The 26,321-nt window shown below is 58.4% G+C and carries 22 protein-coding genes; 5 read left to right on the forward strand and 17 right to left on the reverse strand.

Features of this window, described 5'->3' with window-relative positions; all coding sequences use genetic code 11:
* Positions 1-17 precede the first annotated feature (17 nt).
* Positions 18-527 (reverse strand): heme-degrading domain-containing protein, encoded by a 510-nt coding sequence (locus tag AC0TOF_RS20305; RefSeq protein WP_473769838.1) that lies wholly within the window; start codon positions 525-527, stop codon positions 18-20.
* 128 nt (positions 528-655) lie between these two features.
* Here AC0TOF_RS20305 and AC0TOF_RS20310 point away from each other — a divergent pair, with 128 nt between their 5' ends.
* Entirely contained in the window at positions 656-1,732 is a 1,077-nt protein-coding gene (locus AC0TOF_RS20310) for a serine/threonine protein kinase (protein ID WP_122000435.1), read from the forward strand.
* 58 nt (positions 1,733-1,790) lie between these two features.
* Positions 1,791-4,373 (forward strand): ATP-dependent helicase, encoded by a 2,583-nt coding sequence (locus AC0TOF_RS20315; RefSeq protein WP_473769594.1) that lies wholly within the window; start codon positions 1,791-1,793, stop codon positions 4,371-4,373.
* Positions 4,374-4,406: 33 nt separating this feature from the next.
* On the opposite strand, the gene AC0TOF_RS20320 is transcribed toward AC0TOF_RS20315, so the two are convergent.
* Both AC0TOF_RS20320 and AC0TOF_RS20325 read right to left on the reverse strand, forming a co-directional pair.
* Positions 4,407-4,904 carry a CreA family protein gene (locus AC0TOF_RS20320; protein ID WP_122000542.1) on the reverse strand — a complete coding sequence of 166 codons (498 nt, stop codon included), beginning with the start codon at positions 4,902-4,904 and terminating at the stop codon, positions 4,407-4,409.
* A 68-nt stretch (positions 4,905-4,972) separates the two neighbouring features.
* Entirely contained in the window at positions 4,973-5,605 is a 633-nt protein-coding gene (locus AC0TOF_RS20325) for a DapH/DapD/GlmU-related protein (RefSeq protein ID WP_473769595.1), read from the reverse strand.
* 322 nt (positions 5,606-5,927) lie between these two features.
* On the opposite strand from AC0TOF_RS20325, the gene AC0TOF_RS20330 reads away from it, so the two are divergent.
* The 3 genes from AC0TOF_RS20330 to AC0TOF_RS20340 are packed head-to-tail and all read left to right on the forward strand — an operon-like array spanning position 5,928 to position 9,292.
* A complete protein-coding gene (locus tag AC0TOF_RS20330; protein WP_122000432.1) occupies positions 5,928-6,518 on the forward strand; it encodes an SCO family protein in 591 nt (196 codons plus the stop codon).
* A 42-nt stretch (positions 6,519-6,560) separates the two neighbouring features.
* Positions 6,561-7,418, forward strand: coding sequence for a 50S ribosomal protein L11 methyltransferase (locus tag AC0TOF_RS20335; RefSeq protein ID WP_473769596.1), 858 nt, complete (start codon positions 6,561-6,563; stop codon positions 7,416-7,418).
* Positions 7,419-7,465: 47 nt separating this feature from the next.
* Positions 7,466-9,292 carry an aminopeptidase P family protein gene (locus AC0TOF_RS20340; protein ID WP_473769597.1) on the forward strand — a complete coding sequence of 609 codons (1,827 nt, stop codon included), beginning with the start codon at positions 7,466-7,468 and terminating at the stop codon, positions 9,290-9,292.
* A gap of 8 nt (positions 9,293-9,300) precedes the next feature.
* Here AC0TOF_RS20340 and AC0TOF_RS20345 read toward each other — a convergent pair whose 3' ends face one another.
* The 14 genes from AC0TOF_RS20345 to murG all read right to left on the reverse strand — a co-directional run bounded on the left by AC0TOF_RS20345 (position 9,301) and on the right by murG (position 26,316).
* Entirely contained in the window at positions 9,301-9,597 is a 297-nt protein-coding gene (locus tag AC0TOF_RS20345) for an AzlD family protein (RefSeq protein WP_473769598.1), read from the reverse strand.
* Positions 9,598-10,320, reverse strand: a complete 723-nt coding sequence (locus AC0TOF_RS20350) for an AzlC family ABC transporter permease (protein ID WP_122000429.1) — start codon at positions 10,318-10,320, stop codon at positions 9,598-9,600.
* Between the two features lie 141 nt (positions 10,321-10,461).
* Complete coding sequence (locus tag AC0TOF_RS20355) at positions 10,462-11,166, reverse strand: TIGR02453 family protein (RefSeq protein WP_122000428.1); 705 nt, start codon at positions 11,164-11,166, stop codon at positions 10,462-10,464.
* Positions 11,166-13,325 carry an NAD-dependent DNA ligase LigA gene (gene ligA / locus AC0TOF_RS20360; protein ID WP_473769599.1) on the reverse strand — a complete coding sequence of 720 codons (2,160 nt, stop codon included), beginning with the start codon at positions 13,323-13,325 and terminating at the stop codon, positions 11,166-11,168. Before ligA ends, AC0TOF_RS20355 begins: the two co-directional genes overlap by 1 nt.
* Positions 13,326-13,426: 101 nt before the next feature.
* Positions 13,427-15,106, reverse strand: coding sequence for a DNA repair protein RecN (gene recN / locus AC0TOF_RS20365; protein WP_473769600.1), 1,680 nt, complete (start codon positions 15,104-15,106; stop codon positions 13,427-13,429).
* A gap of 12 nt (positions 15,107-15,118) precedes the next feature.
* Complete coding sequence (locus AC0TOF_RS20370) at positions 15,119-15,982, reverse strand: outer membrane protein assembly factor BamD (protein WP_473769601.1); 864 nt, start codon at positions 15,980-15,982, stop codon at positions 15,119-15,121.
* A gap of 363 nt (positions 15,983-16,345) precedes the next feature.
* Positions 16,346-17,284 (reverse strand): UDP-3-O-acyl-N-acetylglucosamine deacetylase, encoded by a 939-nt coding sequence (gene lpxC / locus AC0TOF_RS20375; protein ID WP_473769602.1) that lies wholly within the window; start codon positions 17,282-17,284, stop codon positions 16,346-16,348.
* A gap of 290 nt (positions 17,285-17,574) precedes the next feature.
* On the reverse strand, positions 17,575-19,284 hold the full coding sequence (gene ftsZ, locus AC0TOF_RS20380) for a cell division protein FtsZ (RefSeq protein WP_122000424.1): 1,710 nt from the start codon (positions 19,282-19,284) through the stop codon (positions 17,575-17,577).
* 123 nt (positions 19,285-19,407) lie between these two features.
* Complete coding sequence (ftsA, locus tag AC0TOF_RS20385; protein ID WP_122000423.1) at positions 19,408-20,730, reverse strand: cell division protein FtsA; 1,323 nt, start codon at positions 20,728-20,730, stop codon at positions 19,408-19,410.
* Positions 20,727-21,662, reverse strand: coding sequence for a cell division protein FtsQ/DivIB (locus AC0TOF_RS20390; protein WP_122000422.1), 936 nt, complete (start codon positions 21,660-21,662; stop codon positions 20,727-20,729). Before AC0TOF_RS20390 ends, ftsA begins: the two co-directional genes overlap by 4 nt.
* The gene (locus tag AC0TOF_RS20395; RefSeq protein WP_122000421.1) at positions 21,650-22,576 is read right to left on the reverse strand and encodes a D-alanine--D-alanine ligase; all 927 of its coding nucleotides are present in this window, start codon (positions 22,574-22,576) and stop codon (positions 21,650-21,652) included. The genes AC0TOF_RS20390 and AC0TOF_RS20395 overlap by 13 nt, the downstream gene beginning before the upstream one ends.
* A gap of 245 nt (positions 22,577-22,821) precedes the next feature.
* Entirely contained in the window at positions 22,822-23,784 is a 963-nt protein-coding gene (murB, locus tag AC0TOF_RS20400) for a UDP-N-acetylmuramate dehydrogenase (protein WP_473769603.1), read from the reverse strand.
* Between the two features lies 1 nt (position 23,785).
* Positions 23,786-25,192, reverse strand: coding sequence for a UDP-N-acetylmuramate--L-alanine ligase (murC, locus tag AC0TOF_RS20405; RefSeq protein ID WP_122000419.1), 1,407 nt, complete (start codon positions 25,190-25,192; stop codon positions 23,786-23,788).
* On the reverse strand, positions 25,189-26,316 hold the full coding sequence (gene murG, locus AC0TOF_RS20410) for an undecaprenyldiphospho-muramoylpentapeptide beta-N-acetylglucosaminyltransferase (RefSeq protein ID WP_473769604.1): 1,128 nt from the start codon (positions 26,314-26,316) through the stop codon (positions 25,189-25,191). The genes murC and murG overlap by 4 nt, the downstream gene beginning before the upstream one ends.
* Positions 26,317-26,321: the final 5 nt, after the last annotated feature.

A 26,321-nucleotide genomic window follows, 5' to 3' on the forward strand; every position in this document is an offset into this window, starting at 1 on the left:
TTCTCCGAAATTCTTATTCAAACGGCAGGCAGCGCCAATGCGACAGGGTCTTGTCCAAGGTGTTCGGCGACAGCCCGGACAACCAGATTATGGTCCTCGCGCTGCGGCAGGCCGGACACAATAACGGCGCCGATCACGCCCGCTCCGCCGACGCGGATTGGAAATCCGCCGCCCGCCAGCGCGTAATCTTCCACATTCAATGCTTTATGGGGCGCGAACATGCGATCATCGCGATTCTGTTCCAGAACAAGGCGATAGGTCGAAGCGTGAAAGCGGCGCACGACATTGAACTTGCGGCGCAACCATTCCTGATTATCCACAGTGCTGCCAGCAGTCGTCGCATAAAACAATTGCCGGTCCCACAGGGAAATTTCAATGGCGATGCCGAGCTTTTCCTTCACGGCGATATCGCGAATGCGCGCGCCCAGCGCGAATGCTTCATTCTCGTCAAACGACGGAAAAATCAGCGCCTGCTCCTGTCGGATGATTTGCCCGATTGCCTGCTTGCTATCGTCGCTTTGCGCCATTTTCTGCTTTTCCCTGATGAGCTGCACGAAATTTGTGTGTTCCTTGTGCGCTTTCGATCACGGGATTGCAATAAGGGTTGTCCGCCATCAAACTTGATTGATCGGACGCAAGCGGCTAGTGGAGCCTTATGGTTCAGAACCCCAATATAGATGTGCCTCTGAAAGGCGACCAAATACCGGAATTTGTGGAAACCGCCGTATTCAAGCGCGACGTGTTTTCCGAAACGCATGCCGGCTATTTCGCAGGCGATCCCGATACCCGCATTATCCGTCGCGTCGTGAGCGCTGCTCCGTGGTGGTCGAGGCCGCTCGCCTGGATACTGGCACGGCGCGAAATTCGCGGTCTCAAGACCGTGCGCGGCATCGAAGGCGTCCCGCAGCTCCTCGCCACTGACAAGGACGGGCTTTATCGATCCTGGACGGAGGGAACGCCGCTGCACCTTGCACGCCCGTCCGATCCGAAATGGTATCGCACCGCGCATCGCATCCTCCGCGACATGCGTCGCCTCGGTGTGACGCATAACGATCTCGCCAAGCCGCAGAACTGGCTGATGACGCCTGAAGGCGAAGCGGCGGTGATCGATTTCCAGCTGGCGAGCGTTCATCGTCGTCGCGGCGCGCTCTATCGCCTGATGGCATATGAAGACTTCCGTCATCTGCTCAAGCAGAAGCGCGCCTTTGCAAAGGACCGGATGACGCCGACGGAAAAACGTATTCTGGCGCGCCGTTCCCTGCCGTCACGCATCTGGCTGGCGACAGGCAAGAAAGTCTACAACTTCATCACCCGTGGCATTTTCAGCTGGTCGGACGGTGAAGGTACGGGCGACAGGATCGACAATGAAGGGCCTGCAATTCAGGCAGCACTCAAATCCGATCCGCGTGTGAGCGATGTGGCGCTTGCGCTCTATTCGCTGCCCGCCAAGGGCGTTGGCATCTATGCTTTCGTGGAAACCCTGAATGCCGACGAAAAGAGCCTGCGTGCCAGATTGAAAGGGCAGAAGGTTGAGCTGATCCAGCCGGTTGCCCATCTGCCCCGGCGCGCTGACGGGACCATCCGGGACGATATTCTGCGGCTGATCGCCATGAACCAGATGACGGAACTGGATGATCTGTTGCAGCGCGAACCCGAACTGCGCGGACTGGTTGAAGCGTTGGCCTCGCATCGCCTGAACTTTACGGATCGTCGCGTTACTCACTTGGAGTAGTCGAATATTTTAACCCTTTCGCTGGTCTTTCAGCCACGAATCATTACATTCGGGTCAAATGTCTGACTTTCCCGACGATATGCCGTTTTTCGGCGATGACGACGCTCCGGCAAGCCGCGCGCCTGCTCCCGGCAGCATTGCTGCACGTGCCATGGCTGCACGCAACCAGCAGCGTGGCGAACCCGATTACCTGAAAGGGCTGAACCCGGAACAGCGTCAGGCCGTGCTAACGACAGAGGGCCCGGTGCTGGTGCTGGCAGGTGCGGGCACGGGCAAGACACGCGTGCTCACCACGCGTATCGCGCACATTCTGTCCACCGGCCTTGCCTATCCAAGCCAGATTCTCGCCGTGACCTTCACCAACAAGGCCGCGCGTGAAATGAAGGAGCGTATCGGTCATCTGGTCGGCGGTGCAGTGGAAGGCATGCCGTGGCTCGGCACGTTCCACTCGATCGGTGTCAAGCTTTTGCGGCGCCATGCGGAACTGGCAAATCTGACATCGGATTTCACGATCCTCGACACCGACGATGTGATCCGGCTCATCAAGCAGCTCATCCAGGCCGAAGGGCTGGATGACAAGCGGTGGCCTGCCCGCACCTTCGCCAATATGATCGACGGGTGGAAGAACAAGGGATTCGGGCCATCGGATATTCCCGAAGGTGACGCGCGCTCATTCGGCAATGGTCGGGGGCGTGAACTGTATCAGGCCTATCAGGAACGCCTGCGCACATTGAACGCCTGCGATTTCGGCGATCTTCTGCTGCACCCGATCCGTATCTTCCGCAACCATCCCGATATCCTGCGCGAATATCACGCGAAGTTCCGCTACATTCTGGTGGACGAATATCAGGATACCAACACGGCGCAATATCTCTGGCTGCGCCTGCTGGCACAAAGGCCGCGGCCAAGAAACACCGCACCTGATACCACCCAAGGCGGAAATGCGCCCATACAGCCCGCTAAGGCGTCCGAAGGCCCCCGCGGAGCCGGTGAGCGCAGCGAACTCGGCGTGAGCGAAAACAAAGTCAATCTGTGCTGCGTCGGCGATGACGACCAGTCGATCTACGGCTGGCGCGGAGCGGAAGTGGATAACATCCTTCGCTTCGAGAAGGATTTTCCCGGCGCAGTCGTCATCAAGCTGGAGCGCAACTACCGCTCCACGGCCCATATCCTCGGCGCTGCAGCGCACCTGATCGCGCACAATGAGGGCCGCCTTGGCAAAACGCTGTTTACCGAGGCGCCCAATCCCAACGATCCGAAGGTAAAAGTTCACGCTGCATGGGATTCCGAGGAGGAAGCCCGTGCTGTCGGCGAAGCCATCGAACAGGCCCAGCGTCAGGGGCATCTCCTCAACAACATGGCGATCCTCGTTCGCGCCTCCTTCCAGATGCGCGAGTTCGAAGACCGTTTCGTCACGCTTGGCCTCAATTACCGCGTCATTGGCGGTCCGCGCTTCTATGAACGCCTCGAAATCCGCGATGCGATGGCCTATTTGCGCGTCGTCGCGCAACCGGCCGACGATCTGGCGTTGGAGCGCATCATCAACACGCCGAAGCGCGGTCTGGGCGAAGCCGCTATCCGGCAGGTGCATGATTATGCTCGCGCACGCGATATTTCCATGTTCGCCGCCGCCTGCGACCTCATCGAAACCGAGGAACTGAAGCCGAAGCCTCGCTCCGCGCTGCGCGAAGTGGTGGAGAATTTCCTGCGCTGGCAGTCGATTATCGACAACACGCCGCATACGGAGCTGGCCGAAACCATTCTGGATGAATCCGGCTATACGGCCATGTGGCAGAACGACAAATCGGCGGAAGCACCGGGCCGGCTTGAAAACCTCAAGGAACTCATCCGTTCCATGGAGGAATATGAAAGCCTGCGCGGTTTCCTGGAACACGTCGCCCTTGTCATGGATGCCGAACAGAACGAGGATCTGGATGCCGTAAACATCATGACGCTGCATTCTGCCAAGGGCTTGGAGTTTGAAACGGTCTTCCTTCCCGGCTGGGAAGAAGGCCTGTTTCCGCACCAGCGCGCGCTCGATGAAGGCGGACGTTCGGGCCTTGAGGAAGAGCGCCGCCTTGCCTATGTCGGCGTGACGCGCGCCAAGAAGAACCTGCATATCTGGTTCGTTTCCAACCGGCGCATCCATGGCATGTGGCAATCGACCATCCCCTCCCGTTTTCTGGAGGAACTGCCGGAAGCGCATGTGGAAGTGGCCGAACTGGAAGGTAATTACGGCGGTTATGGCGGTGGCTATGGACAGTCCCGCTTCGACAAGGCCGATCCGTTCCAGAACTCCTATTCGACCCCCGGCTGGCAGCGCGCGCAGCAGAACCGTTCCGATGCCACACGCAACAACTGGGGCTCACGCTCCGGCAGCCGCGTCGAGCGGATCGGCTATGGCGAGACAGACTCCGGTTTCGGTGCCGGGCGCGGTTCTGTGAAGGGCCGCACGATAGACGGGGAACTGGTGGCCAAGTCAGTGGCTGACAAGCCATCGGCCTTCAAGCTTGGCGACCGCGTGTTCCATATCAAGTTCGGCAATGGAACGATCTCGCTTATCGACGGCAACAAGCTGACTATCGATTTCGACAAGGCCGGACAGAAGCGCGTTCTCGATAGTTTCGTCCAGCCGATCTAAATTCCATCTTGATCAGAGATTGGGCAAGCCGGACTATTCCGGCTTGCCTTTTGCCCACGTGACATCACCCTTGTAAAGCGGCACGGTTGAAAGCGACGTCTTCGCGGAACCGTCCTGAACCTGTGTCGCATGGGCGAGATAAAGCAGCGTATTGTTTGTCTTGTCGTAAATGCGCGTGATGACAAGCTTCTTCCAGATCAGACTGGTGCGTTCGGAAAAAACCCGCTCTCCGCCCTTGCCCAGATCGATGTCACCGATGGTGATCGGCCCTGTCTGTTCGCACGAAATCGAAGCATTGGACGGGTCCTCAAACCAATTGCCCTTTTGCAGCCGGTCGATCATGCCGCGCGAAAACGACGCCAGATGGCAGGTTACGCCCTGCACTTTCGGGTCCTGCACCGCATCAATGACGATATCGTTTCCAAGCCAGTCGACGCCGACCTTGCCGACTTCCTCGGCGGGAGCCGCCGAAGCAGCAACGATCATCATGGGAGCAAGCATCAATCCGGCAAAACGCTTCAGTACGACCATCATCCAGCCTCCAGAACTGTTGTGGCACGAAGGTGGGTGAACAATTACGGCTTTGCAAGGGCGGGAATTCAGCCGCCCCACTTTTCGAGAAAAGCTTCGATTTCAAGCGTCTGAATGTCCGGCACCGCTTCATAGAGCTTTTCCACCGGCCAGTTCCACCATTCCAGTGCAAGCAGCCGGTTTATGACTGCATTGTCGAACCTTTTGCGGATAAAATGGGCGGGAACACCACCGACCACATGATAAGGTGGCACATCCTTCGTTACCACCGCATTCGCGCCAATCACAGCGCCATGGCCAATCTGGATGCCCGGTGTAATGACTGCACCGTGGCCGATCCATACATCATTGCCGATGATCACGCGTCGCTCCTGACGCCTTGCGCGGAACTCACCATCGACGCCAAGATAACGAAAATATTCATTTGGCCGGTAGCTGACCTTATGCGTCGTCAGCCGCTCCATCGGGTGTTCAAGCGCGTTGATGCGAACATTCGCGGCAATGGAACAGAATTTGCCGATCTGCGCATAAATCCCCTCGCCGTTCCGCTCGAAATAGGTGAAATCACCGACCGTGACCTCACGCAGAATCACGCGTTCACCGATATCCGCATACCGCCCCAGCTTGACGGACTTCAACTGAGCCGTGGAATGTATGCGGGGTTCGCTGTTCTGGAAACGAAGATCATCCGACGATGTCATGAAAATTCACCCGAAGCACCGCAAAAAACAACCAAATCCTCAAAATAACGACTTGTGCCGCTGCCATTTTATGACAGGCATATATCAGTTCTGACACCCGCGAAAGACAAGGCGACATTCTGCCAGTCTGATTTCCGTTGCTACGCGACAAATAGTCAAAAGTTTCAGAAATTATTGAAAACTGGGCAAATGACCGTACACTGCCGCCAACTCTTCATGATGGCAGGATGCGGCTATATCGACGGTTCTGCAATGCATAAAGAAAAGATAGGTTGTTGAGCGGCGCAACAAGGCGCGTTCGGAAATTCAAGGCTGACTGGACATGAAAAAATTCCTGCCCATCTTCATCATCGCCTTTATCGTCGTCATTGTCGGCGCGGCGGGGCTCAATCTTTTCCGCGACAAGCAGGCGGCGAAAGAACCGTTTGGCGGTCCGCTCAACCTTGTCACCATGGACGGAAAGCCTTTCACAGAGAACGACCTGCGCGCCGCGCCGGCGGCTATCTTCTTCGGGTTCACTCACTGCCCGGATGTCTGCCCCACCACGCTCTATGAGCTGGATGGCTGGCTGAAGCAGCTTGGACCGGAAGCCGGGGATATCAAGGCTTATTTCATCACCGTCGACCCGGAGCGTGACACGCAGGAGGTCATGAAGACCTATGTCGGCAATGTTTCCGACCGCATTATCGGCGTCACTGGCACGCCGCAGAATATCGCCGATGTAGTCAAGTCCTACCATGTCTACGCCAAGAAGGTTCCGGGCGAGGATGGCGAATATACGATGGATCATACTGCATCGGTATTCCTGCTCGACAAGGGAGGCCGCTTCCGCAGCACAATCGCCTATCAGGAAAACCCGGATACGGCTCTGGAAAAGTTGAAGAATCTGGCCAAAGGCGCTGCAAAGAGCTAAGGAGAAGCTCAAGAACGTTTCCAGCAGAGAGCTTTTTACTTCATGGCCCAGTCACGACTTTTCTTTTCGGCGGATAAGGCGGAAGCCGAGCGCGTCTACAACATTCTCGAACAGGCTTTCGAGGAAGACGGCTTCCCCATCGCAATTACCGAGATTGATGAAGACCGCCAGATTTTCGAGGTCTCTGTCTATGTCGAGGATGACGCCGAAGAGCTCGCCACGCGGATCGACGGGCTTGTTGGACCGGGTCTTTTCGCCACGGAGGAACTGCCTGATATCGACTGGGTCACACACTCTCTCGAAGGCCTGAAGCCGGTGCGGGCCGGACATTTCTTCGTCCATGGCTCGCACGACCGCGACAAGATTGAGGCGGGCGACATCCCCATCGAAATCGATGCGGGCCTTGCTTTCGGCACCGGCCACCACGGAACGACGGCGGGATGCCTCGAACTGATCGAGGAAACCGTCACCAGCGAACATCCGACCAACGCGCTTGACCTCGGCACCGGCAGCGCCGTTCTCGCCATTGCCATCGCCAAGCTCGCTCCCATTCCGGTGTTGGCGACTGATATCGATCCTGTCGCCGTCACCGTCGCCGCAGAAAATGCCGCCAAGAACGGCGTGGCGGAGCATATCGTGACGGCAACGGCGGAAGGCTTCGGTCACGCGATCTTCCGTTCCTATTCGCCATTCGACCTGATCGTCGCCAACATTCTGGCCAATCCGCTGATTGAGCTTGCGCCCTCCCTCAAGCAACATCTGGCTTCGGGCGGTTCCATCATTCTTTCTGGAATACTTGACAGCCAGCACGATGCGGTGCTCGCTGCCTATCAGGCACAGGGACTGACCCACCAGAAAACGCTGCATCGCGAAGGCTGGGTGGCGATTCACCTGAAATAACAGGCCACATAAACCACGGCGCATTCCTGTTTTGAGCGAGTTACACAATGGCTTTTCAGAGTTTCGACGTCACCACAAATCCGGCCAATGGTGGCCCGCGCGTTGCAAAACTGCGCGCAAAAATGGCCGAGCTTGGTCTCGACGGTTTTCTGGTTCCTCGCGCCGACGAGCATCAGGGCGAATATGTTCCGCCCCATGCGCAGCGTCTTGCCTGGCTGACCGGCTTCACTGGATCGGCAGGCGCGGCGCTCATCCTCAAGAACAGCGCCTATGTTTTCGTGGACGGACGCTATGAATTGCAGGTTCGGGTCCAGACAGACCCAAAAGTCTTTTCCTATGAAAGCCTCGTAACCAACCCGCCCGCTTCCTGGCTGGCGGACAACGGCAAGGGCCTCATCATCGGCTTCGATCCCTGGCTCCATACCATTTCCGAAGCGCGCAGCTTGCGCGAAGCGCTTGAAAAGCAAGGGGGCCAACTGGTTCCGGTCGAAATCAATCTGGTCGATGCCGTGTGGGACGATCAGCCGGAAGCGCCGACGGCGGAAGTCACGATCCAGCCAGCCCGTTTCGCAGGCCATGAGGCGGAAGACAAGATCAAGGAAATGCAGGCCGCCGTTGCCGCAAGCGGGGCCAGCGCGACGGTTCTCACCGATCCATCTTCGGTCGCGTGGGTATTCAATATCCGCGGCAAGGACGTTTCCAACACACCGCTTCCGCTAAGCTTTGCCATAATTCCTGCAACGGGTGAGCCAGAGCTTTTCATCGATGAGCGCAAACTCGCCATCGAACCCCGCGCTTATCTGACCCAGCTTGCCAAGCTCTCGGCACCTGCCGATCTGGAAGGGCATCTCAGCGCCCGGGCCGCCAGGAATGAAGCCATTCTTCTCGACCCGATCCTCGCGGCAGAAAAGCTTCGCCTCATTGTCACCAGCGCAGGTGGCAGCGTGATCGAAGGCAAGGACCCTGCCCGCATCCCACGCGCAATCAAGAACAAGGCAGAGCTTGACGGCTCACGCGCAGCCCATGAACGCGATGGCGTGGCGATGGTCAATTTCCTGTCGTGGATCGACGCGCAGAAGCCCGGCTCGGTTGATGAAATCAGCGCAGCGCAGAAACTGGAACAATCACGCGCCGAGGCCGGACGAGATTTCCAGATGCCGCTGGAAGACATATCCTTCGATACAATTTCCGGTGCGGGACCAAATGGCGCGATCATCCATTATCGCGTCAATACCGACACCAACAGAACGCTTGAAGACGGCGAGCTTTATCTGGTCGATTCCGGCGCACAATATCGCGACGGCACGACGGACATCACGCGCACCGTGCCCATCGGCAAGGTAACGCCAGAGACGATCAAGGCATTCACGCTCGTACTGAAAGGCGTGATCGCCATCACGACCGCCCGCTTCCCGAAAGGCACACGCGGGCAGGATATCGACGTTCTGGCGCGTATTGCCCTTTGGAAAAATGGTTTCGACTATGCGCACGGAACCGGCCACGGCGTCGGCTCCTACCTGTCGGTCCATGAAGGTCCGCAGAGCATTTCGAAAAAGGGCGCGCAGGAACTGCTACCGGGCATGATCCTTTCCAATGAACCGGGCTATTACAAGCCGGGTTCTTTCGGCATCCGCATCGAAAACCTCATCATCGTCACCGAACCGGAAGTGCCGGAAGGCGGCGATATTCCGATGATGGGTTTCGAGACGCTGACATTCTGCCCTATCGACCGGCGCCTGATCGACAAATCGCTTCTCAATCAGGAGGAAATCGACTGGCTGAACAACTATCATGCCCGCGTGCGCGAGAAACTGGCAGGTCACCTCAAGGACGCTGAACGCCATTGGCTCGAAGCGGCAACCGCGCCGCTTTGATAATGCCTTTACGCCGTGAAATGGCGTAGCGCGATCAGAAGCGCTACGCCCGCGAAGAACATGGTCATCAAGCTGAACCGCAGCGAAAGCACGATGCAAACCGCGAGCACCAGCAGTTCCCGCCAGCCGTGATCCGAAGCGGGCGCGACCACAATGGCCGTCAGAACCGCTGCTGGCACGGCATTAAGCGCCGCTTCCACCCGATAATGCACGCGGCTGAAGCGTGACAGGACCAGATGCCCGCCAATACGGGTGAGATAAGTGCAGAACGCGCCCGCGAGAATAATCCAGATCGTAGTGGACATTTACGCCTCCCCCTCACGCGGCTTGGCAATAATCGCCGCAAGAACCACACCGCCCAACGCCCCCAATGTTACGTGCCAAGGCGAGCCAACCAGCTTGTAGGCCGCCACCGCGGAAATCGCGCTGACGATGACGACCGGCAGCCAGTTCTGCCGATGGCGAAAACTCATCACCATGCCGAGAAAATAGATGGGCAGCAGGAAGTCGATGCCGAAGGCATAGGGATCGCTAATGAGATTGCCGAACAACCCGCCGATCAGCGCTTCCAGAACCCATGTCAGATAAAACGTCAGCCCTAATGCCATATACCAGACGAAAGTCACCGGCTTTCCCGCTTCCGCCCGCTGTTCGACTTCCGCATACTGGATATCCACCAAAACGAAAAAGGCCAGCGCCTTCTGCCACAGCTTGAAGTGTCGGATACGCCGCCCCGTGGACGCCGAATAGAGCACGTGCCGGAAATTGACCGCGAAGATCGACATGACGATCATCCATGGCGCGATGCTCTGGCCGAAAAGATCGAGCCCGACCATCTGGCTGGCGCCTGCATAGATGACTGCACTCATGAAAACCGCTTCGGCAAGCGACAATCCGTTATCGACGGCAAGTGCGCCAAACAGCAGGCCAAAAGGCGCCCCGGCAACCACAAGCGGAAGTCCGCGCCGGACACCGTCAATGATATCGGCGCGCGCTGAAGCCCTTCCGGGCCGAAAATTCTGGTTCACGAATATTTACTCCTCCGAATGAAGAGTAGTTATGAAATTCTGTTGCCTGTTGGAATATGGCTTCCCAAAAAATCATACTATTAAATAGGGATGCCGCATTTGCGCATCACTCATGAATTCGGCTGATGCATTCATGAAGGATCATGATTGTTGCGGGACGGTCTTTTCGATTTTATGCATCCAGTCGATGAGCGGACGAGCGCGTTGCGTGAAATCGACCAGTCGATCAGCCAGATCGGCACGGGTAATCGTTTCAGGATCGATTTCCATCCGCACGGAGAAATGCCGATTGCGAATCGCTTCCAGCAGATCATCGTCGGTCACGGCCTCGAAACCACGCGGCGTCCGTTTCAGCCGGTCGTAATCGCTGATCTTCAAACCGTTTTTCTTGAGCTTCGCGACCATGGCGCGAAACTCTTCCGGCTTCTCGACGATGGATGTGCGAATGGCCTGAAGCAGTTCTTTCTTCGGCCCCCACCACGCCACACAGGCGTAGCTGTCGCGAACACCCGGCAAGCCGATGCAGACATAGAAGCACCCGCTCTCGTCCCATTTCGTGCCTGATTGCGACAGCAATGCGGACAGATGACGATTATAGGGAGCCTTGTCCTTGGAAAACCGCGTATCACGCTTGATACGGAACTGCGATTTCACCCGGTCGCCCTTGAAGGGCAGACCGGCCTTTTCAAACCGGCTCGTCAGGTCTTCGACGAGATCGCCAAGCGGCTCCTTCAATTGCTGCTCGAAAATATCCTTGTTCTCGACAAACCATTCGCGATTCTGGTGAAAATCCAGAGCTTTCAGAAACGGGATCGCTTTCTCGCCAAAACCGTTGAACGGGGCCATTATTCTTCTCCAACCAGTTTGAACCAGGCGTCTTCATCGATGACTTCGATGCCCAGCTCCGATGCCTTGGCGAGCTTGGAGCCTGCTCCCGGCCCCGCCACCACAAGATCGGTCTTCTTCGACACCGATCCGGCTGTCTTTGCCCCATAACGTTCGGCCATGGCCTTGGCCTCATCGCGCGACATGCGCTCCAGACTGCCGGTAAACACCACCGTCTTGCCTTCGACCGGCGAACCGGTAGCGACCCGCGCTTCTTCATCAAGCGGCGTCACCTCCGCGAGAAGAGCCGCAAGCACTTCCCGGTTATGCGGCTCGGCATAAAAATCCACGACCGCTTCGGCAACAATGGAACCGATACCCTCAACCGCAATCAGGTCCTGCCAGGCTTCATTGCCTTTGTCAGTACGGTCACCTTCTTTCGGCGGAACGGCTTCCAGAGCAGCTTTTTCAAACGCGGCATACGACAGATAGGCCCGCGCGAAACGCTTGGCATTCACCTCCCCCACATGACGGATGCCAAGGCCAAACAGAAAGCGATGCAGGGCAATCTCACGCCGGTCATTGATCGCATCGTAAAGTTTCTTCACGGAAGTCGCGCCAAAACCTTCTATGTTCTCAAGCTTCTTGAGAGAACCCGCCTGTCGCTTCTGCAGCGTGAAAATATCGGCTGGAGACTTGATCTTCAGGCTGTCATCTTCGGCATGGAAGAAGAACTCGACCTGCTTTTCGCCAAGGCCTTCAATATCGAACGCATTGCGCGACACGAAATGGCGAATGCGCTCGACGGCCTGCGCCGCGCAGGTCAGGCCGCCGGTGCAACGATAGACCGCCTCGCCCTCCTCCCGCACCGCATGGCTGTGACAGACCGGGCATTCATGCGGAAACTCGAACGGCACGGCACTGGCCGGGCGCTTCTCCAGCACAACATCGACGATCTGCGGGATAACGTCACCTGCGCGCTGCACGATGACCGTATCGCCGATGCGGATATCATGCTCATCCGCGCGGATACGCTCGCCCTTGAGGCCAATGCCTTTGATGTAGTCTTCATTGTGTAGCGTTGCGTTGGTCACCACCACACCACCGACGGTAATCGGCTCCAGTCGCGCAACCGGGGTCATTGCGCCAGTGCGCCCGACCTGAATGTCAATGTCCCGCAAGATCGTCGTGGCCTGTTCTGCCGGAAACTTGTGCGCGATAGCCCAACGCGGGCTGCGCGAACGAAAGCCAAGCCGCGTCTGCAAGTCCAGCCGGTCAACCTTGTAGACGACGCCGTCGATATCATAATCGAGCTGGGCTCGCTCAAGGCCGATGGCGCGGTAATGCGCAATGAGTTCATCCGCGCCGTGAAGCCGCTTTGTCAAAGGATTGACCGGAAAACCCCATTCGCGGAACGTCTCGACCATGCCCATCTGCGTGTCGGCGGGCATTTCGGACATTTCTCCCCAGGCATAGGCGAAGAATTTCAGCTTGCGGCTTGCGGTCACCTTGGCGTCGAGCTGGCGCAGCGAACCTGCTGCCGTGTTGCGCGGGTTCACATAGGTCTGCTTGCCTTCAGCGGCCATCTGCTCGTTGAGTGCGAGGAAGTCGCTTTTGGCCATATAGACCTCGCCGCGTACTTCCACGACGGAAGGCGCTCCCGCCGGGAGCCTGTTGGGAATCTCGGCGATGGTGCGGATATTTGCCGTTACATTCTCGCCAGTCGTGCCGTCACCGCGCGTCGCGCCGCTGACCAGAACTCCGTTCTCATAACGGATCGACATGGAAAGCCCGTCGATCTTCGGCTCGGCGGTAAAAGCGATGGAATTATCCGGCAACTGCCCCAGAAAGCGATAAACGCTGCCGACAAAATCGCGCACGTCCTCTTCCGAAAACGCATTGCCAAGCGAAAGCATCGGACGCGCATGGACAACCGGGGCGAATTTGGAAACCGGCGCAGTGCCGACCCGCAAGGACGGGCTGTCAGCCCGCACCAGATGCGGAAAGCGCGCTTCGATCGCGTCGTTGCGCCGCTTCAGCGCATCATATTCGGCATCCGAAATCTCCGGTCGGTCATCGGCATGATAAAGCGCATCATGGTGAGCGATTTCACGCGCCAGCCGCTCCAGTTCGGAAACGGCTTCAAGCTCGGTCAGTTTTTCGACGGGAATATCGGTCATAGGCGAAGCAAAACCTGCTGATTCAATTTGGCACAACATAACCAAGAAATACGGCTACGCCTACGAAAACAGCGAACTGCACAGTAACTGCTGACAGGCTTTTAAATGGCCAGCGCGCTATTCTCGGCAAGCAGGCGTTCCGCCGCTGCGCGCGCTTCATCGGTGATGCTGGCACCCGCCAGCATACGGGCGATCTCTTCCTGCCGCTCATCCACTCCAATGGAACGGATCGAGGTAGACATACGATCTTCATTGGTCGCCGACTTGGCAATCAGGAAATGTGTGGAAGCACGCGCTGCCACCTGCGGCGCATGTGTGACCGAGAGAACCTGCACGCGACCGGAAAGCCGTGCCAGACGCTGCCCGATGGCATCCGCCACCGCGCCGCCCACGCCGGTATCGATTTCATCGAATACGAGCGTCGGGGCAGAGCCGCGATCCGCAAGCGCAACCTTCAGCGCCAGCAGGAAACGCGAAAGCTCACCACCCGAGGCGACCTTCATCATTGGCCCGGCCCGGGTGCCGGGATTGGTGCGAACCCAATATTCCACCGTGTCGATGCCTTCCGCCGCCCGCGCTTCCGGGTCGGTCGTCATTTCAACGATGAATTCGGCGCGCTCAAGCTTGAGTGCAGGCAGTTCGGCCATCACAGCGGCCTTGAGATGCTCCGCAGTTTCCTTGCGCGAACCGGAGAGCTTGGCCGCAGCCACGTCATAAGCCACCCGCAATTCAGCCGCCTGATTTTCAAGCTGGATGAGCTTTTCCGCTCCGGCATCGAGATCGGCCAGATCGGCATCCATCTTGTCGCGCAGCGCGGGCAAGCCTTCCACCGCAACGGAATATTTGCGTGCCGCAGCGCGCAGAGCAAAAAGCCGTTCCTCGACCTGTTCCAGCACGCGGGGATCGAAATCGATTTCACGCATGGCATGATCGATGCCGTCCTGCGCAAGGGCCAGACTGTTGAGTGCTTCGTCGATTGCCTTGCAGACCGGCTCCAGCAGATGCGGCGCTTCAGGAATCTTGCGCTCCAGACGACGCACAAGGCTTGCCAGCGACGGCACAGGCGAGCCCTGCCCGGAAAGAAGCTCACCAGCTTCGTTCACATCACCGGCGATCTTTTCCGATTTCATCATGATCGCGCGGCGTTCAGCGAGTTCTTCTTCCTCGCCGGGTTGCGGATCGAGCTTCGTCAGTTCCTCAACCGACGAGCGCAGATAGTCGCCTTCGCGCTCGGCCTGCTCGACGCGGGCGCGATGCTTGGCAAGCGCCGTTTCCGCATCACGCCAAGCCTTGTGACGCTCGCGGACCACTGCCGCCTCTTGCTCAAGACCGCCGAAAGCATCCAGCAATGTACGGTGAAGATCGGTATCGATCAGGGCGCGATCATCGTGCTGGCCGTGGATTTCCACCAGCCTGCGTCCGAGATCGCGAAGAAGGGCGACACTTGCCGCCTGATCGTTAATGAAAACGCGCGTCCGGCCATCGCCCATCTGCAGGCGACGCAGGATAATATCGCCATCATCGTCAAAACCGTTATCGCGCAGAAAATTCCGGGCAGGATGTCCGCCCGGCACATCGAATACCGCTGTCACCTGCCCCTGATCGGCACCATGACGCACCAGTGAGGCATCGCCACGCGCACCAAGCGCCAGCGACAGCGAATCAAGCAGGATGGACTTGCCTGCCCCGGTTTCACCGGTAAGCACGGACAAGCCCGTCTTGAACTCGATGTCGAGCCTTTCAATCAGAACAATATCGCGGATCGACAGATGCGACAGCATGTGAGAATCGGCTTATGAGCCGCCGCCGGTGATGAGCGCCGAAGCCTTGGCCAGCCACGAATTGCCATTCTCGCGCGGCTGAAGACCACCGCTCTGCAGAAGCTTGTAGCTGTCCTTGTACCACTGGCTGTCCGGGTAGTTCTTGCCGAGAACCGAAGCGGCCATCTGGGCTTCCGACGTCAGGCCGAGCGCGTAATAGGCTTCCACTAGGCGAGCCAGCGCTTCTTCCACCTGACGGGTGTTGGAATACTCTTCCACCACGCCGCGGAAGCGCTTGATGGCAGCCAGATATTCCTTGCGTTCCAGATAGTAACGGCCAACCTGCATTTCCTTGCCTGCGAGCTGGTCGCGGGCGACGCGGATCTTGGCCTTGGCGTCATCCGTATATTCGGAATCCGGGAAGCGGTCGACCACTTCCTGCATCGCGGCGATTGCCCGGCGGCTTGCGGCCTGATCGCGGGTCACGTCCGGGATCTGGCGGAAGTAGGAAAGACCGATGATGTAATAGGCATAGGCAGATTCAGGCGAAGTCGGGTAAAGCGTGTTGTAACGCTTCGCCATCGAGATCGCTTCTTCGTAATTGCCTTTGCGATAGTTAGTGAAAGCAGCCATCACGAGCGATTTGCGCGCCCATTCAGTGTAAGGATGTTGGCGGTCGACAGCAGCGAATTTCTTCGCGGCTTCATCCAGACGGCCCGCATCCAGATTGGCGAGACCTTCATTATAGAGCTTGTCGGCAGGATCGATCGTCTCGACATATTTGGTGAGATCGATGTCGTCGTCCTTGCTGGCACAACCGGCGAGCGGGATAAAAACGGCGATAGCGCCAGTCAGCAGCGCGGTTTTCGTCACACCCTTGAATTTGAAACTCGTCATGCGGTCTCCGGCCTTTTGGCAGCGTCATTCCTGTTTGGAGCTGCGTGCTTCTAGCACTGCATAGCAGCTCCATCCATACAAATCATTCAGCTTCAGCGAATGTACAAGCATCGCAGACGCTGTTTTGGCCGTCCATAAACCACATGCAAGCGAAATCGGCAATCGTCTAGTCGCCCAAATCCGCCGGACAGCACATCGAAACGCATAACCAGTGTGAATTGTCCCCGGTATTGACCACCCGCGTGGGTAGATATTCCCCGATCAATCCACCGCAGGACGGCGTACCGACTCAATTGCGAAGTGAACCGGCGAACACGGCTCAATTAAGGCCAAGTGCCGATACCCCTCATTTCATGTTATATATTAAAGCGCCCAAGGAGCAGCGATAGTTGGTTTCACGGCAACGAAATCGGATGCTCTGGAAGTATTGCGAATGCTGGAGGCCTCGACAATATCGAACGCCGTCTTATCCGACAGCAACGCCTTCACCGTTTCCGCGTTCAGCCTGTGACCGCTGCGATAGGAGCGGAAGCAACCGATGAATGGCAGACCGGCCAACGCCAGATCGCCGACGGCATCAAGCGTCTTGTGACGAACGAACTCATCCTTGAAACGCAAACCACCCGGATTGATGACCGAATTATCGTCCCCGATGACAAGCGAATTGTCGAGCGACGAACCAAGCGCATGGCCGGACGCCCAGAGGCGCTCCACATCCTTCATGAAACCGAAAGTGCGCGCAGTGGAAAGCTCCTTGCGGAAAGTCGCCTCGTCCATGTCACCTGCGAATTTCTGCCGACCGATCAGCGGGCACTCGAAATCGATTTCGACCTCGAACCGCGTTCCGGCAAAAGGCTGGAACTCGCCCCACGACCCGCCAGCTTCGACGCGCACCGTTTTCAGAATGCGGATAAAGCGGCGCTTTGCCTCCTGCGTGACGATACCCGCCCCATCGAAAGCCTCGATAAAGCGCGCAGAAGTGCCGTCCAGAATGGGAACTTCCGGGCCATCGACTTCCACGACAAGGTTATCAATGCCAAGAGCGGCAATCGCCGCCATCAGGTGTTCGACTGTATCGATCCTGGATTCCTTCGGCCCAAGCGAAGTGCAGAGGTCTGTTGCGCCGATCTGCGAAACATGGGCGCGAACTTCCTGTGCCTTGCCCTTCAGATCGGAACGCTGAAAGACGATTCCCGTATCGGCATCAGCCGGGAAAAACGTCGCCGAAGCCGGAGCCCCGCCATGAACGCCAACGCCCGAAAGCGTGACCGCACGGCCAATTGTCTTTTGATAAGCGCTCAAGACAGTTCCAATCTGCTGAATAAAATGAATGCAAGCCGCGCAAACGGAATTTCAACACGACCAAATTTCGCAATCTTTGCGTCTATATGGATACATATAGCTGAAATTGCGACAGGAAATACGAAAAGGTTCGCAAACTTGTGCTCCCCGAACCATACCCCGTTCATTTAAAATAATAATTTGCGTGACTTGAACAAAATCACGCTTTCTTACGAATGTTCTGATTTCGTTTACAGACACGAAAAAGCCGCGGGAGTTACCCGCGGCTTCCTCATTCAATCGGCAAAAAATCAGTTCGACTGGCGGCGCAGGAAGGCCGGGATTTCGAGCTGGTCTTCTTCGGAAGCGGCGCGCGGCTGCGGACGGCCCTGATCGTCAAGCTGGCCGCGACGCGGTGCATAGATCGACGAGTCCTGCTGCGGAGCGCGGCGTTCGGCAGGGCGCATGCCCGGCTCGCGATGCTGTGCCGGCTCCAGGCGGGCTGCTGGCTGGTCGTCCTCACGACGCGACAGGCCGCTCATGAGGCGGTTGAGCAGGCCCTTCGTGCCACGCGGCTCTTCCTGTACAGGCTGCTGCGGGGCGCGGCGCGCGTTGATTTCAGCCTGTGCGACAGGCGGGAAATCCGAAACGGCAGGCATGCGCGGGGCCGGACGCGGCTCACGAACCGGCTGTTCGTGCATCTGCGGCTGCTGATAGGCCTGCGGCTGCATGGCCTGTGCTGCCTGATGAGCGGCCGGAGCCTGTGGCATCGGTGCACGGGCAACCGGAGCGCGTTCGAAGGATTCCGGAGCCGGAGCCTGGAAGATGCGGCTCTGCGGACGGAATTCCGGCTCTGCCGAAGCGGCAGGTGCTGCCGGTGCGGCTGGAATTTCAGCTTCGGCGGACTGGATCGCCTGTGCAATCGGGTCGACCTGACGCGGCTGCTCAACGACCGGAGGACGAAGTGCGCCATGCGGAGCCATCGGCTTTGCCTGAGCGGCAGTCTGCTTCACCGGCTGGCGAAATTCCAGCGGCGCAGGCGCCGCGTCTCCTAACTGCTTATCGATACCGGTAGCGACGACAGAAACGCGGATGACGCCTTCAAGACCTTCATCGAAGGTTGCGCCGAGGATGATGTTCGCATCCGGATCGACTTCCTCGCGAATACGGGTCGCGGCTTCGTCGACTTCGAACAGGGTCATGTCGCGACCGCCCGTAATCGAGATCAGGAGGCCCTTCGCACCGCGCATCGAGGTTTCGTCGAGCAGCGGATTGGCGATTGCAGCTTCGGCGGCAGCCATTGCACGGCCTTCGCCGGAGGCTTCGCCCGTGCCCATCATGGCCTTGCCCATTTCGCGCATCACCGAGCGAACGTCGGCAAAGTCGAGATTGATGAGGCCTTCCTTGACCATCAGATCGGTGATGCAGGCAACGCCCGAATAGAGTACCTGGTCAGCCATTGCGAAAGCATCGGCGAAGGTGGTCTTGTCGTTGGCGATGCGGAAGAGGTTCTGGTTCGGAATGACGATGAGCGTATCGACATTCTTCTGCAGTTCTTCGATGCCGAGATCGGCGGTCTTCATGCGGCGGGCGCCTTCGAAATGGAAAGGCTTGGTCACGACGCCGACGGTGAGGATACCGCGCTCGCGAGCAGCACGCGCCACGACCGGAGCAGCGCCGGTGCCGGTGCCGCCGCCCATGCCTGCCGTTACGAAGCACATGTGGGTGCCGTTCAGGTGATCGACGATTTCGTCGATGCATTCCTCAGCAGCCGCACGGCCAACCTCTGGCTGGGAACCAGCACCAAGACCCTCTGTAACGGCAGCGCCGAGCTGGATCATGCGTTCGGACTTCGACATCGTCAAAGCCTGAGCGTCGGTGTTGGCCACGACAAAATCTACGCCGCGCAAGCCGGCATTGATCATGTTGTTGACCGCATTGCCGCCGCCGCCGCCGACACCGAATACGGTGATGCGGGGCTTCAGCTCGGTGATATCCGGCTTTTGCAGATTGATAGTCATAGGTCCTTGTTCCTCTTAAGCCTTACCACCGCTTCGCCGCCGCGGTGTGGATTGGTTGTTACCCAGATGGTCACGCCCCAATAAGTCGACACGCTAATTCAACAGCTTACTCAATACTTGTACTCAGAAACTCTCTTTCAGCCATTGGCTGACACGTTGAATTCGCCCACCCGTACCGGTCATGAGACCGGAGGAAGCCGCTTTCACCGACCGTTCTTCTATCCCGGCCACCTGCGGGTAAATCAGAAGTCCAACGGTCGCGGAGAAAGCCGCCCCCTTAGCCGCCTCAGGCAATCCCGCTATTCCTAGAGGACGCCCGATTCGTACATTTCTTGCAAGGATTCGTCTGGCAGCCTCCGGCATTCCCGGCAGCTGGCTTGCGCCGCCCGTCAGAACCACCCGCTTGCCGACGATATGCCCGAGACCGGACTGGTTGAGCCTGTCGCGCACCAGTTCCAGCGTCTCTTCCACTCTCGCACGGATAATCCGCGTCAGTACCGAGCGCGGATATTGATTGGGTACGTCCCGCTCATCGTCACCGATAGGCGGAACGGAAATGAGATCGCGGTCATCGGCAGCGCTCGGCAGAGCGGAGCCGTACATGACCTTGAGGCGCTCAGCGTCTTCCATCCGGGTGGAGAAGCCGCGCGCCACGTCCATCGTCACGTGATTGCCGCCGATGGCAACCGCATCGGCGTGGACAAACTTGCCTTCGGAGAAGACGGAAATCGTCGTCGTGCCGCCGCCCATATCGATGCAGGCAGCGCCCATTTCGGCTTCGTCGCCAACCAGAGCGGCAAGGCCGCTCGCATAAGGCGTCGCAACGATGGCTTCCACCGACAGATGGCAGCGATTGATGCAAAGCTCCAGATTGCGCAGCGGCGCGGCATCGGCAGTCAACACATGCATATCGACGCCAAGGCTGTCGCCCAGCATTCCGAGCGGATCGCGAATGCCGCGCTCACCATCGAGCGTGTAACCGACCGGCAGCGAATGAACGAGGTGACGTTCCGCAGCGAGCGCCTGCTTTGCGCCAGCAGCCAGCACCCGGCGAATATCCGTCTGCTCGACTTCATGGCCGCCCAGATTGACACTCGCCGTGAAGGTTTCGCTCTTGAGGCGACCAGCAGAAATATTGACGATAAGGCTGTCGACGGTCAGGCCCGCCATGCGCTCTGCCGCATCGACCGCAAGACGGATCGACTGTTCAGCCGCGTCGAGATCGATGATGACGCCCGACTTGACGCCGCGCGAACGCTGATGGCCAATGCCCAGCACCTCCATCCGATGCGTGCGGCCCGGCAAAAGCGCGCCACCCTCATGCGGGCGCAGCCTTGCGATGACGCAGGAAACCTTGCTCGACCCAACATCCAGAACCGTCAACAGGCGCACCTTGCGCCCCGCAGCCCCACCTTGTGATGTTCCCTTGCCGCCCAGAATACTCATACGCGCTTCCCCGTGCGGGATAGTTCTTTTTTACGCTCTGCCAAAAACTTCTGGCGCTGCTCCATGCCGGTTGCGGTCAGCTGAACCGTCACACGATCATCAAGGCGAAGATCGACAGCGGCAATGTCGCGGGACAGGAGATGCTGTTCCTGATCAAGCCGCTCGACCTCCGCCAGCGCCTTCAACGGATCGGTTTCCGGCAGCATGATGCGCACGCCATTATCGAGAAGCAGGTCCCACCGGCGGTCGCCGACGCGGATATAGGCACGTACCTTTCCGACCAATCCCGGATAGGCCGCAATCTCGTCCACGAAACCCTTGACCTTCTTTTCGGCACCCTCGCCCACGACGAGCGGCAGCGAATTGTAGCGGCCCGAACGGAACGGAACGATGGTGTCGCCAGCAGCATCGATCAGCGAAAGCTCCTTGTCGTTCTGCCAGATCGCAAAGGCCTTGCGCTCCTGAAGCGAGACGAGGATTGTGCCGGGATAGACCTTGCGCACTTCCGCGCTTTCCACCCACGGCAGTTGATCGATGGACTGGCGCGCCTCTTCGGCGCTCAAACCGACGAGCGACGTTTCGCCGTCGAGATCGAGCTGCCCCAGAATATCAATGTCAGAGGTTTCGTTGTTGCCGACAACCTTCACATCCTCGATTGCGAAACCAAGCGTGGAGGCGGTTGCCTTGACGACTTCAGGCGTATGGCCGCCGACGGCCATGCCATAAAGGCCGGTCGCACCAAGGAAGCCCAGCATGCCGATGGTGCCGGCATGGCGCGGAATGGTGACATTGCCCTGAAACAGGCGGACAGCAAAGCGGAACGGCTTGCGCAGGAAGCGCGGCAGGACAAAAGCGGCACCCATCGCACCCGATGCATCCCGCATCGAGCCCGAGCGCCCGTATCCGTCCGATTTTCCGTTCAACGCAAACAAGACGCGTCCTCCACCATCCAACTCAACAATTCACCGAAAGAGATACCGGCCGCCTTGGCGATATCAGGCACGAGCGAGGTAGGAGTCATCCCCGGCTGGGTATTGATTTCCAGCCAGATAACTTCGCCATCTTCGGAGAAACGATCATCGAAACGGAAGTCCGACCGGCTTACGCCCCGACACCCGATTGCCCGATGCGCCGTAAGGGCCATTGTTTGTATTTTTTGGTAAATATTTGGTAAAATTTTTGCCGGGCACACGTGAGTTGATGCGCCTGCAACATATTTTGAATCATAATCGTAGAACTGATGCCCGACGGGAATGATCTCGCACACATCCATGACGCGATCGCCCATAACGGCACAGGTCAGTTCGCGACCGGGAATGTATTTCTCGACCAGAACATCCGCGCCGTAATTCCACTCGGCAGAGCTGATGATCTGCGGTGGATGAGCCTGATCTTCCTTGACGATCACGACGCCAAAGCTCGACCCCTCGCGCACCGGCTTGACCACATATGGCGGCTTCATCGGATGCTCTGCGCCGATCTCGAAACGATTGAGCAGAAGCGACGGAGCAACAGCCACACCGGCAGCCGCCGCAACTTTCTTGGCGCGATCCTTGTCCATGGCAAGCGCCGAAGCGAGCACGCCCGAATGAGTGTAGGGAATCTGGAGATATTCGAGAACACCCTGGACAGCACCATCCTCACCGAAAGGACCATGCAGCGCATTGAACACAACGTCAGGCTTCAGCTCGGCAAGAACGGTGGCAACATTGCGATCCACGTCAATGCGCGTCACGCGATAGCCACACTCTTCAAGAGTTGCAGCGCAAGCCGCTCCAGAGGACAGGCTGACCGGGCGCTCCGAAGAGAATCCGCCCATCAAAACGGCAACGTGCTTTCCCGTCATGTTAGCATCCCCTCTGCGCAATCCCCTGCGCATCAATTAAACAGAATCCAGGCAACCCAGCAGCAAAGACCGCAGGCACCCGCGGCAGGAAAATCCTGCCGAATCAAATCACTGTGTGGTTAACCCTAAAGAATCAGAGGATTGATTCCGTGACAAGTCCCTATAGGACAGGACGAAGCTTACGCTTCGCTTGCGAAGGCAAAAAAGCCCGGAATATCAGGTAGAAAATCCGGGCAACTTTTTTATCAAAATTTTCCAAGGAACTCTTCAACCGGCTCGCCTTCGCGGAACAAACCGAGACGTTTGATTTCCCAATGAAGGCGAATGCCCGAATTTTCGAAAACTCTGGCGCGAACCGTTTCGCCCAAAGTCTCCAGATCGTGCCCCGTTGCGGTGCCGGTATTGATCATGAAATTGCAGTGCATTTCGGACATCTGCGCGCCGCCGACGCGCAAACCGCGACAGCCTGCCTTGTCGATTTCCTTCCAGGCCGATGTGCCTTCCGGATTCTTGAAGGTCGAACCGCCTGTCTTTTCGCGCACCGGCTGCACCGTCTCGCGATGATGCTGCACCTCATCCATGGCTTGCCGGATCGCGTCACGCTCGCCGGTGTTTCCCTCAAACAGGACGGAGGTAAAAATCAGGTCCGGCGAAGCTGACGAATGCCGATAGGCGTAGCCCATATCCGCATTGGAAAGCACATGCACCTCGCCCTTGCGGTCAAGCGCGCGCACTTCCACCACGCGCTCGCGCGTTTCGACGCCGTTGGCGCCTGCATTCATGCGCAAGGCGCCCCCGATGCCGCCGGGAATGCCATAATAGAAATGAAATCCAGCGAGCCCTGCGTCGAGCGCTGCCGCAGCCACACGCTTGTCAGGCGTTGCCGCCCCTGCCCGCAACTGCGTGTCGGAAACCTGTTCCACCTCACCAAAGCCTTTGGCAGAAAGCCGCACGACAAAGCCGGGAACGCCGCCATCGCGCACCAGAAGGTTGGACCCGATCCCGACAACGAGGAGCGGTATCTCTTCCGGTACAGCCTTCAGAAATGCGGAGAGGTCTTCCTCGTCGGCAGGCTGAAACAGAACCTGTGCCGGTCCGCCAGCGCGAAACCAGGTAATCTTGTCCATGCCGGCATCGGCTGTCAGCCGACCACGCAGGCCCGACAGCTTGCCATCGAGCTTCTTCAGAAGCGTCTCGCCGCTTTCCATCTTACTTCTTGCCCTGTTCAGCCAGTTCTTTCGGCAATGCGTAGGCCCACTGCGTAATGTTGCCTGCGCCGAGGCAGACGACAAAATCACCGGGCTCCGCGATGGAGGCAACCAATGGCGCCAGCGCTTCCGGCCCGCTTGCATAGCGCGCATCGCGATGACCCGCGGTCTTAATGCGCGACACCAGCGCCTCGGAATTGACGCCTTCGATCGGGTCTTCGCCCGCCGTATAGACCGGCGCCACGATGACCGTATCGGCATCGTTGAAACATGCCGCAAACTCGTCGAACAGGCTTGCCAGACGCGTATAGCGGTGCGGCTGCACGATAGCGACCACACGGCCTTTGGCGGCTTCACGCGCTGCTTTCAGGACAGCGCGGATTTCAACCGGGTGATGGCCGTAGTCATCGAATATCTCGACGCCGTTCCACGAGCCCGTATGAGTAAAGCGGCGCTTCACACCGCCGAACGAGCCAAGGCCGCGACGAATATCGTCAGCAGAGATACCCAACTCATGTGCAACGGCAATCGCCGCTGTTGCGTTGGATACGTTGTGCTGCCCCGGCATCGGCAGGCGCAGGTCCTTGATTTCAATCGTCTCGCCCTTGCGGGAGCGGATCACGACATCGAACAGGCTCGCAGCACCGTCCATACGGTGGTTGACGAAACGCACTTCTGCCTGCGGATTCTGGCCGTAAGTGATGATGCGGCGATCTTCAATGCGGCTCACCAGAGCCTGCACTTCCGGATGATCAAGGCACATCACACCGAAACCATAGAACGGCACATTCTCGACGAACTGGCGGAAAGCGGCGCGCACGGCATCGAAATTGCCGTAGTGATCGAGATGCTCCGGATCGATATTGGTAACGACCGCGATATCGGCGGGAAGCTTCAGGAAAGTGCCGTCGCTTTCGTCCGCTTCCACGACCATCCAGTCACCATCGCCCATGCGGGCATTGGTGCCATAGGCGTTGATGATGCCGCCATTGATGACGGTCGGATCAAGATGCCCGGCATCGAGCAAGGCCGCAACCATCGAGGTGGTGGTCGTCTTGCCATGCGTGCCGCCAATCGCGACCGCATGCCGGAAGCGCATCAGCTCGGCCAGCATTTCGGCGCGGCGCACGATGGGCAGCAGCTTTTCGCGTGCGGCGACAAGCTCGGGATTGTTCTTCTTGATCGCCGTCGAAACGACGACCACTTCGGCATCGCCAATGTTTTCGGCTTTGTGGCCGACAAAGACCTCAATGCCTTTTTCACGCAGGCGCTGCACATTGGCGCTGTCGGACTGGTCCGAGCCCTGCACCTTGTAACCCAGATTATGCAGCACTTCGGCAATACCACTCATGCCGATGCCGCCAATTCCGATGAAATGGACAAGCCCGATATTCAGCGGCATTTTCATGGCCGAGTTCCTTCTTTGAATTCCTGAACTGATTTACCCGCTGCAATAGCCTCTGCCAGATCAGCAAGCAACCGCGCAGCATCCGGCTTGCCAACGCTTTTTGCAGCTTTTGCCTGTGCTTCGAGGCGCTGTGGCTCATTCATCGCCGCCTGGAGTATCCCGGCCAGGCGTTCCGGCGACAATTCCGACTGGCGAACGACCTCGCCGCCGCCAACGGCCGCAAGTGCTGCCGCATTCGCCGCCTGATCGTGGTCCAGCGCATGCGGAAACGGCACCAGCATGGCCGGACGACCGATCACCGTAATCTCGGAAACCGTCGAAGCACCCGAGCGCGAAATCACGAACTGGGCATCGGCCATGCGTGCCGGCATGTCATTGAAGAACGGCGCGACATCGGCGGGAATACCAAGCTTCTTGTAAGCATCCCGCACGGCGGCTTCGTCTTCCTTGCGCGCCTGCTGGGTGATAAGCATCCGCGCCCGGACTTCCTCCGGCAGCAAAGCCACGGCAGCGGGAATGGCGGTCGAAAAGAACTGCGCGCCCTGGCTTCCGCCAAAGACCAGCAGACGAAAACGCTCATCCGCCTTGACCGGCTTGTAGGGTGTTCCGGCCGCGGCCAGAACAGGTGGGCGCACCGGATTGCCGGTCGCGACTATCTTGTCGGCATGGGCGCCGCCGGTTTCGGACAGGAAGCCACCGGCAATTGCTTTCACGCGACCAGCAAGCCCTTTATTGGCGCGGCCCATGACGGCGTTCTGCTCATGCACCAGGGTCGGAATATTCATGTTGCTCGCAGCATAGAGCGGCGGCAGTGTCGGATAGCCGCCAAAACCCGCAACGAGTTTCGGTTTCAGCCGACGAAACAGTTTGCGGGAATCGAGATTGCCTTGCCACAGCGACCAGAAAGTCTTCAGAAGCGCTATCGGGTTGCGACCGGCAATCGTCGCCGAACGGATGACATGAACATGGTCTTCCGCGAACGCGCCTGCGAAACGCTGCGCGCGCGCATCGGTTGCCAGATGAACATCCCAACCGCGCGCCTTCAGTTCATGTGCCAGCGCTTCCGCCGGAAACAAGTGGCCGCCCGTTCCCCCGGCGGCCAATACGATTACGCCTTTCCCCATATTCC

This window comes from Ochrobactrum sp. PL_is501 (assembly GCF_055816895.1).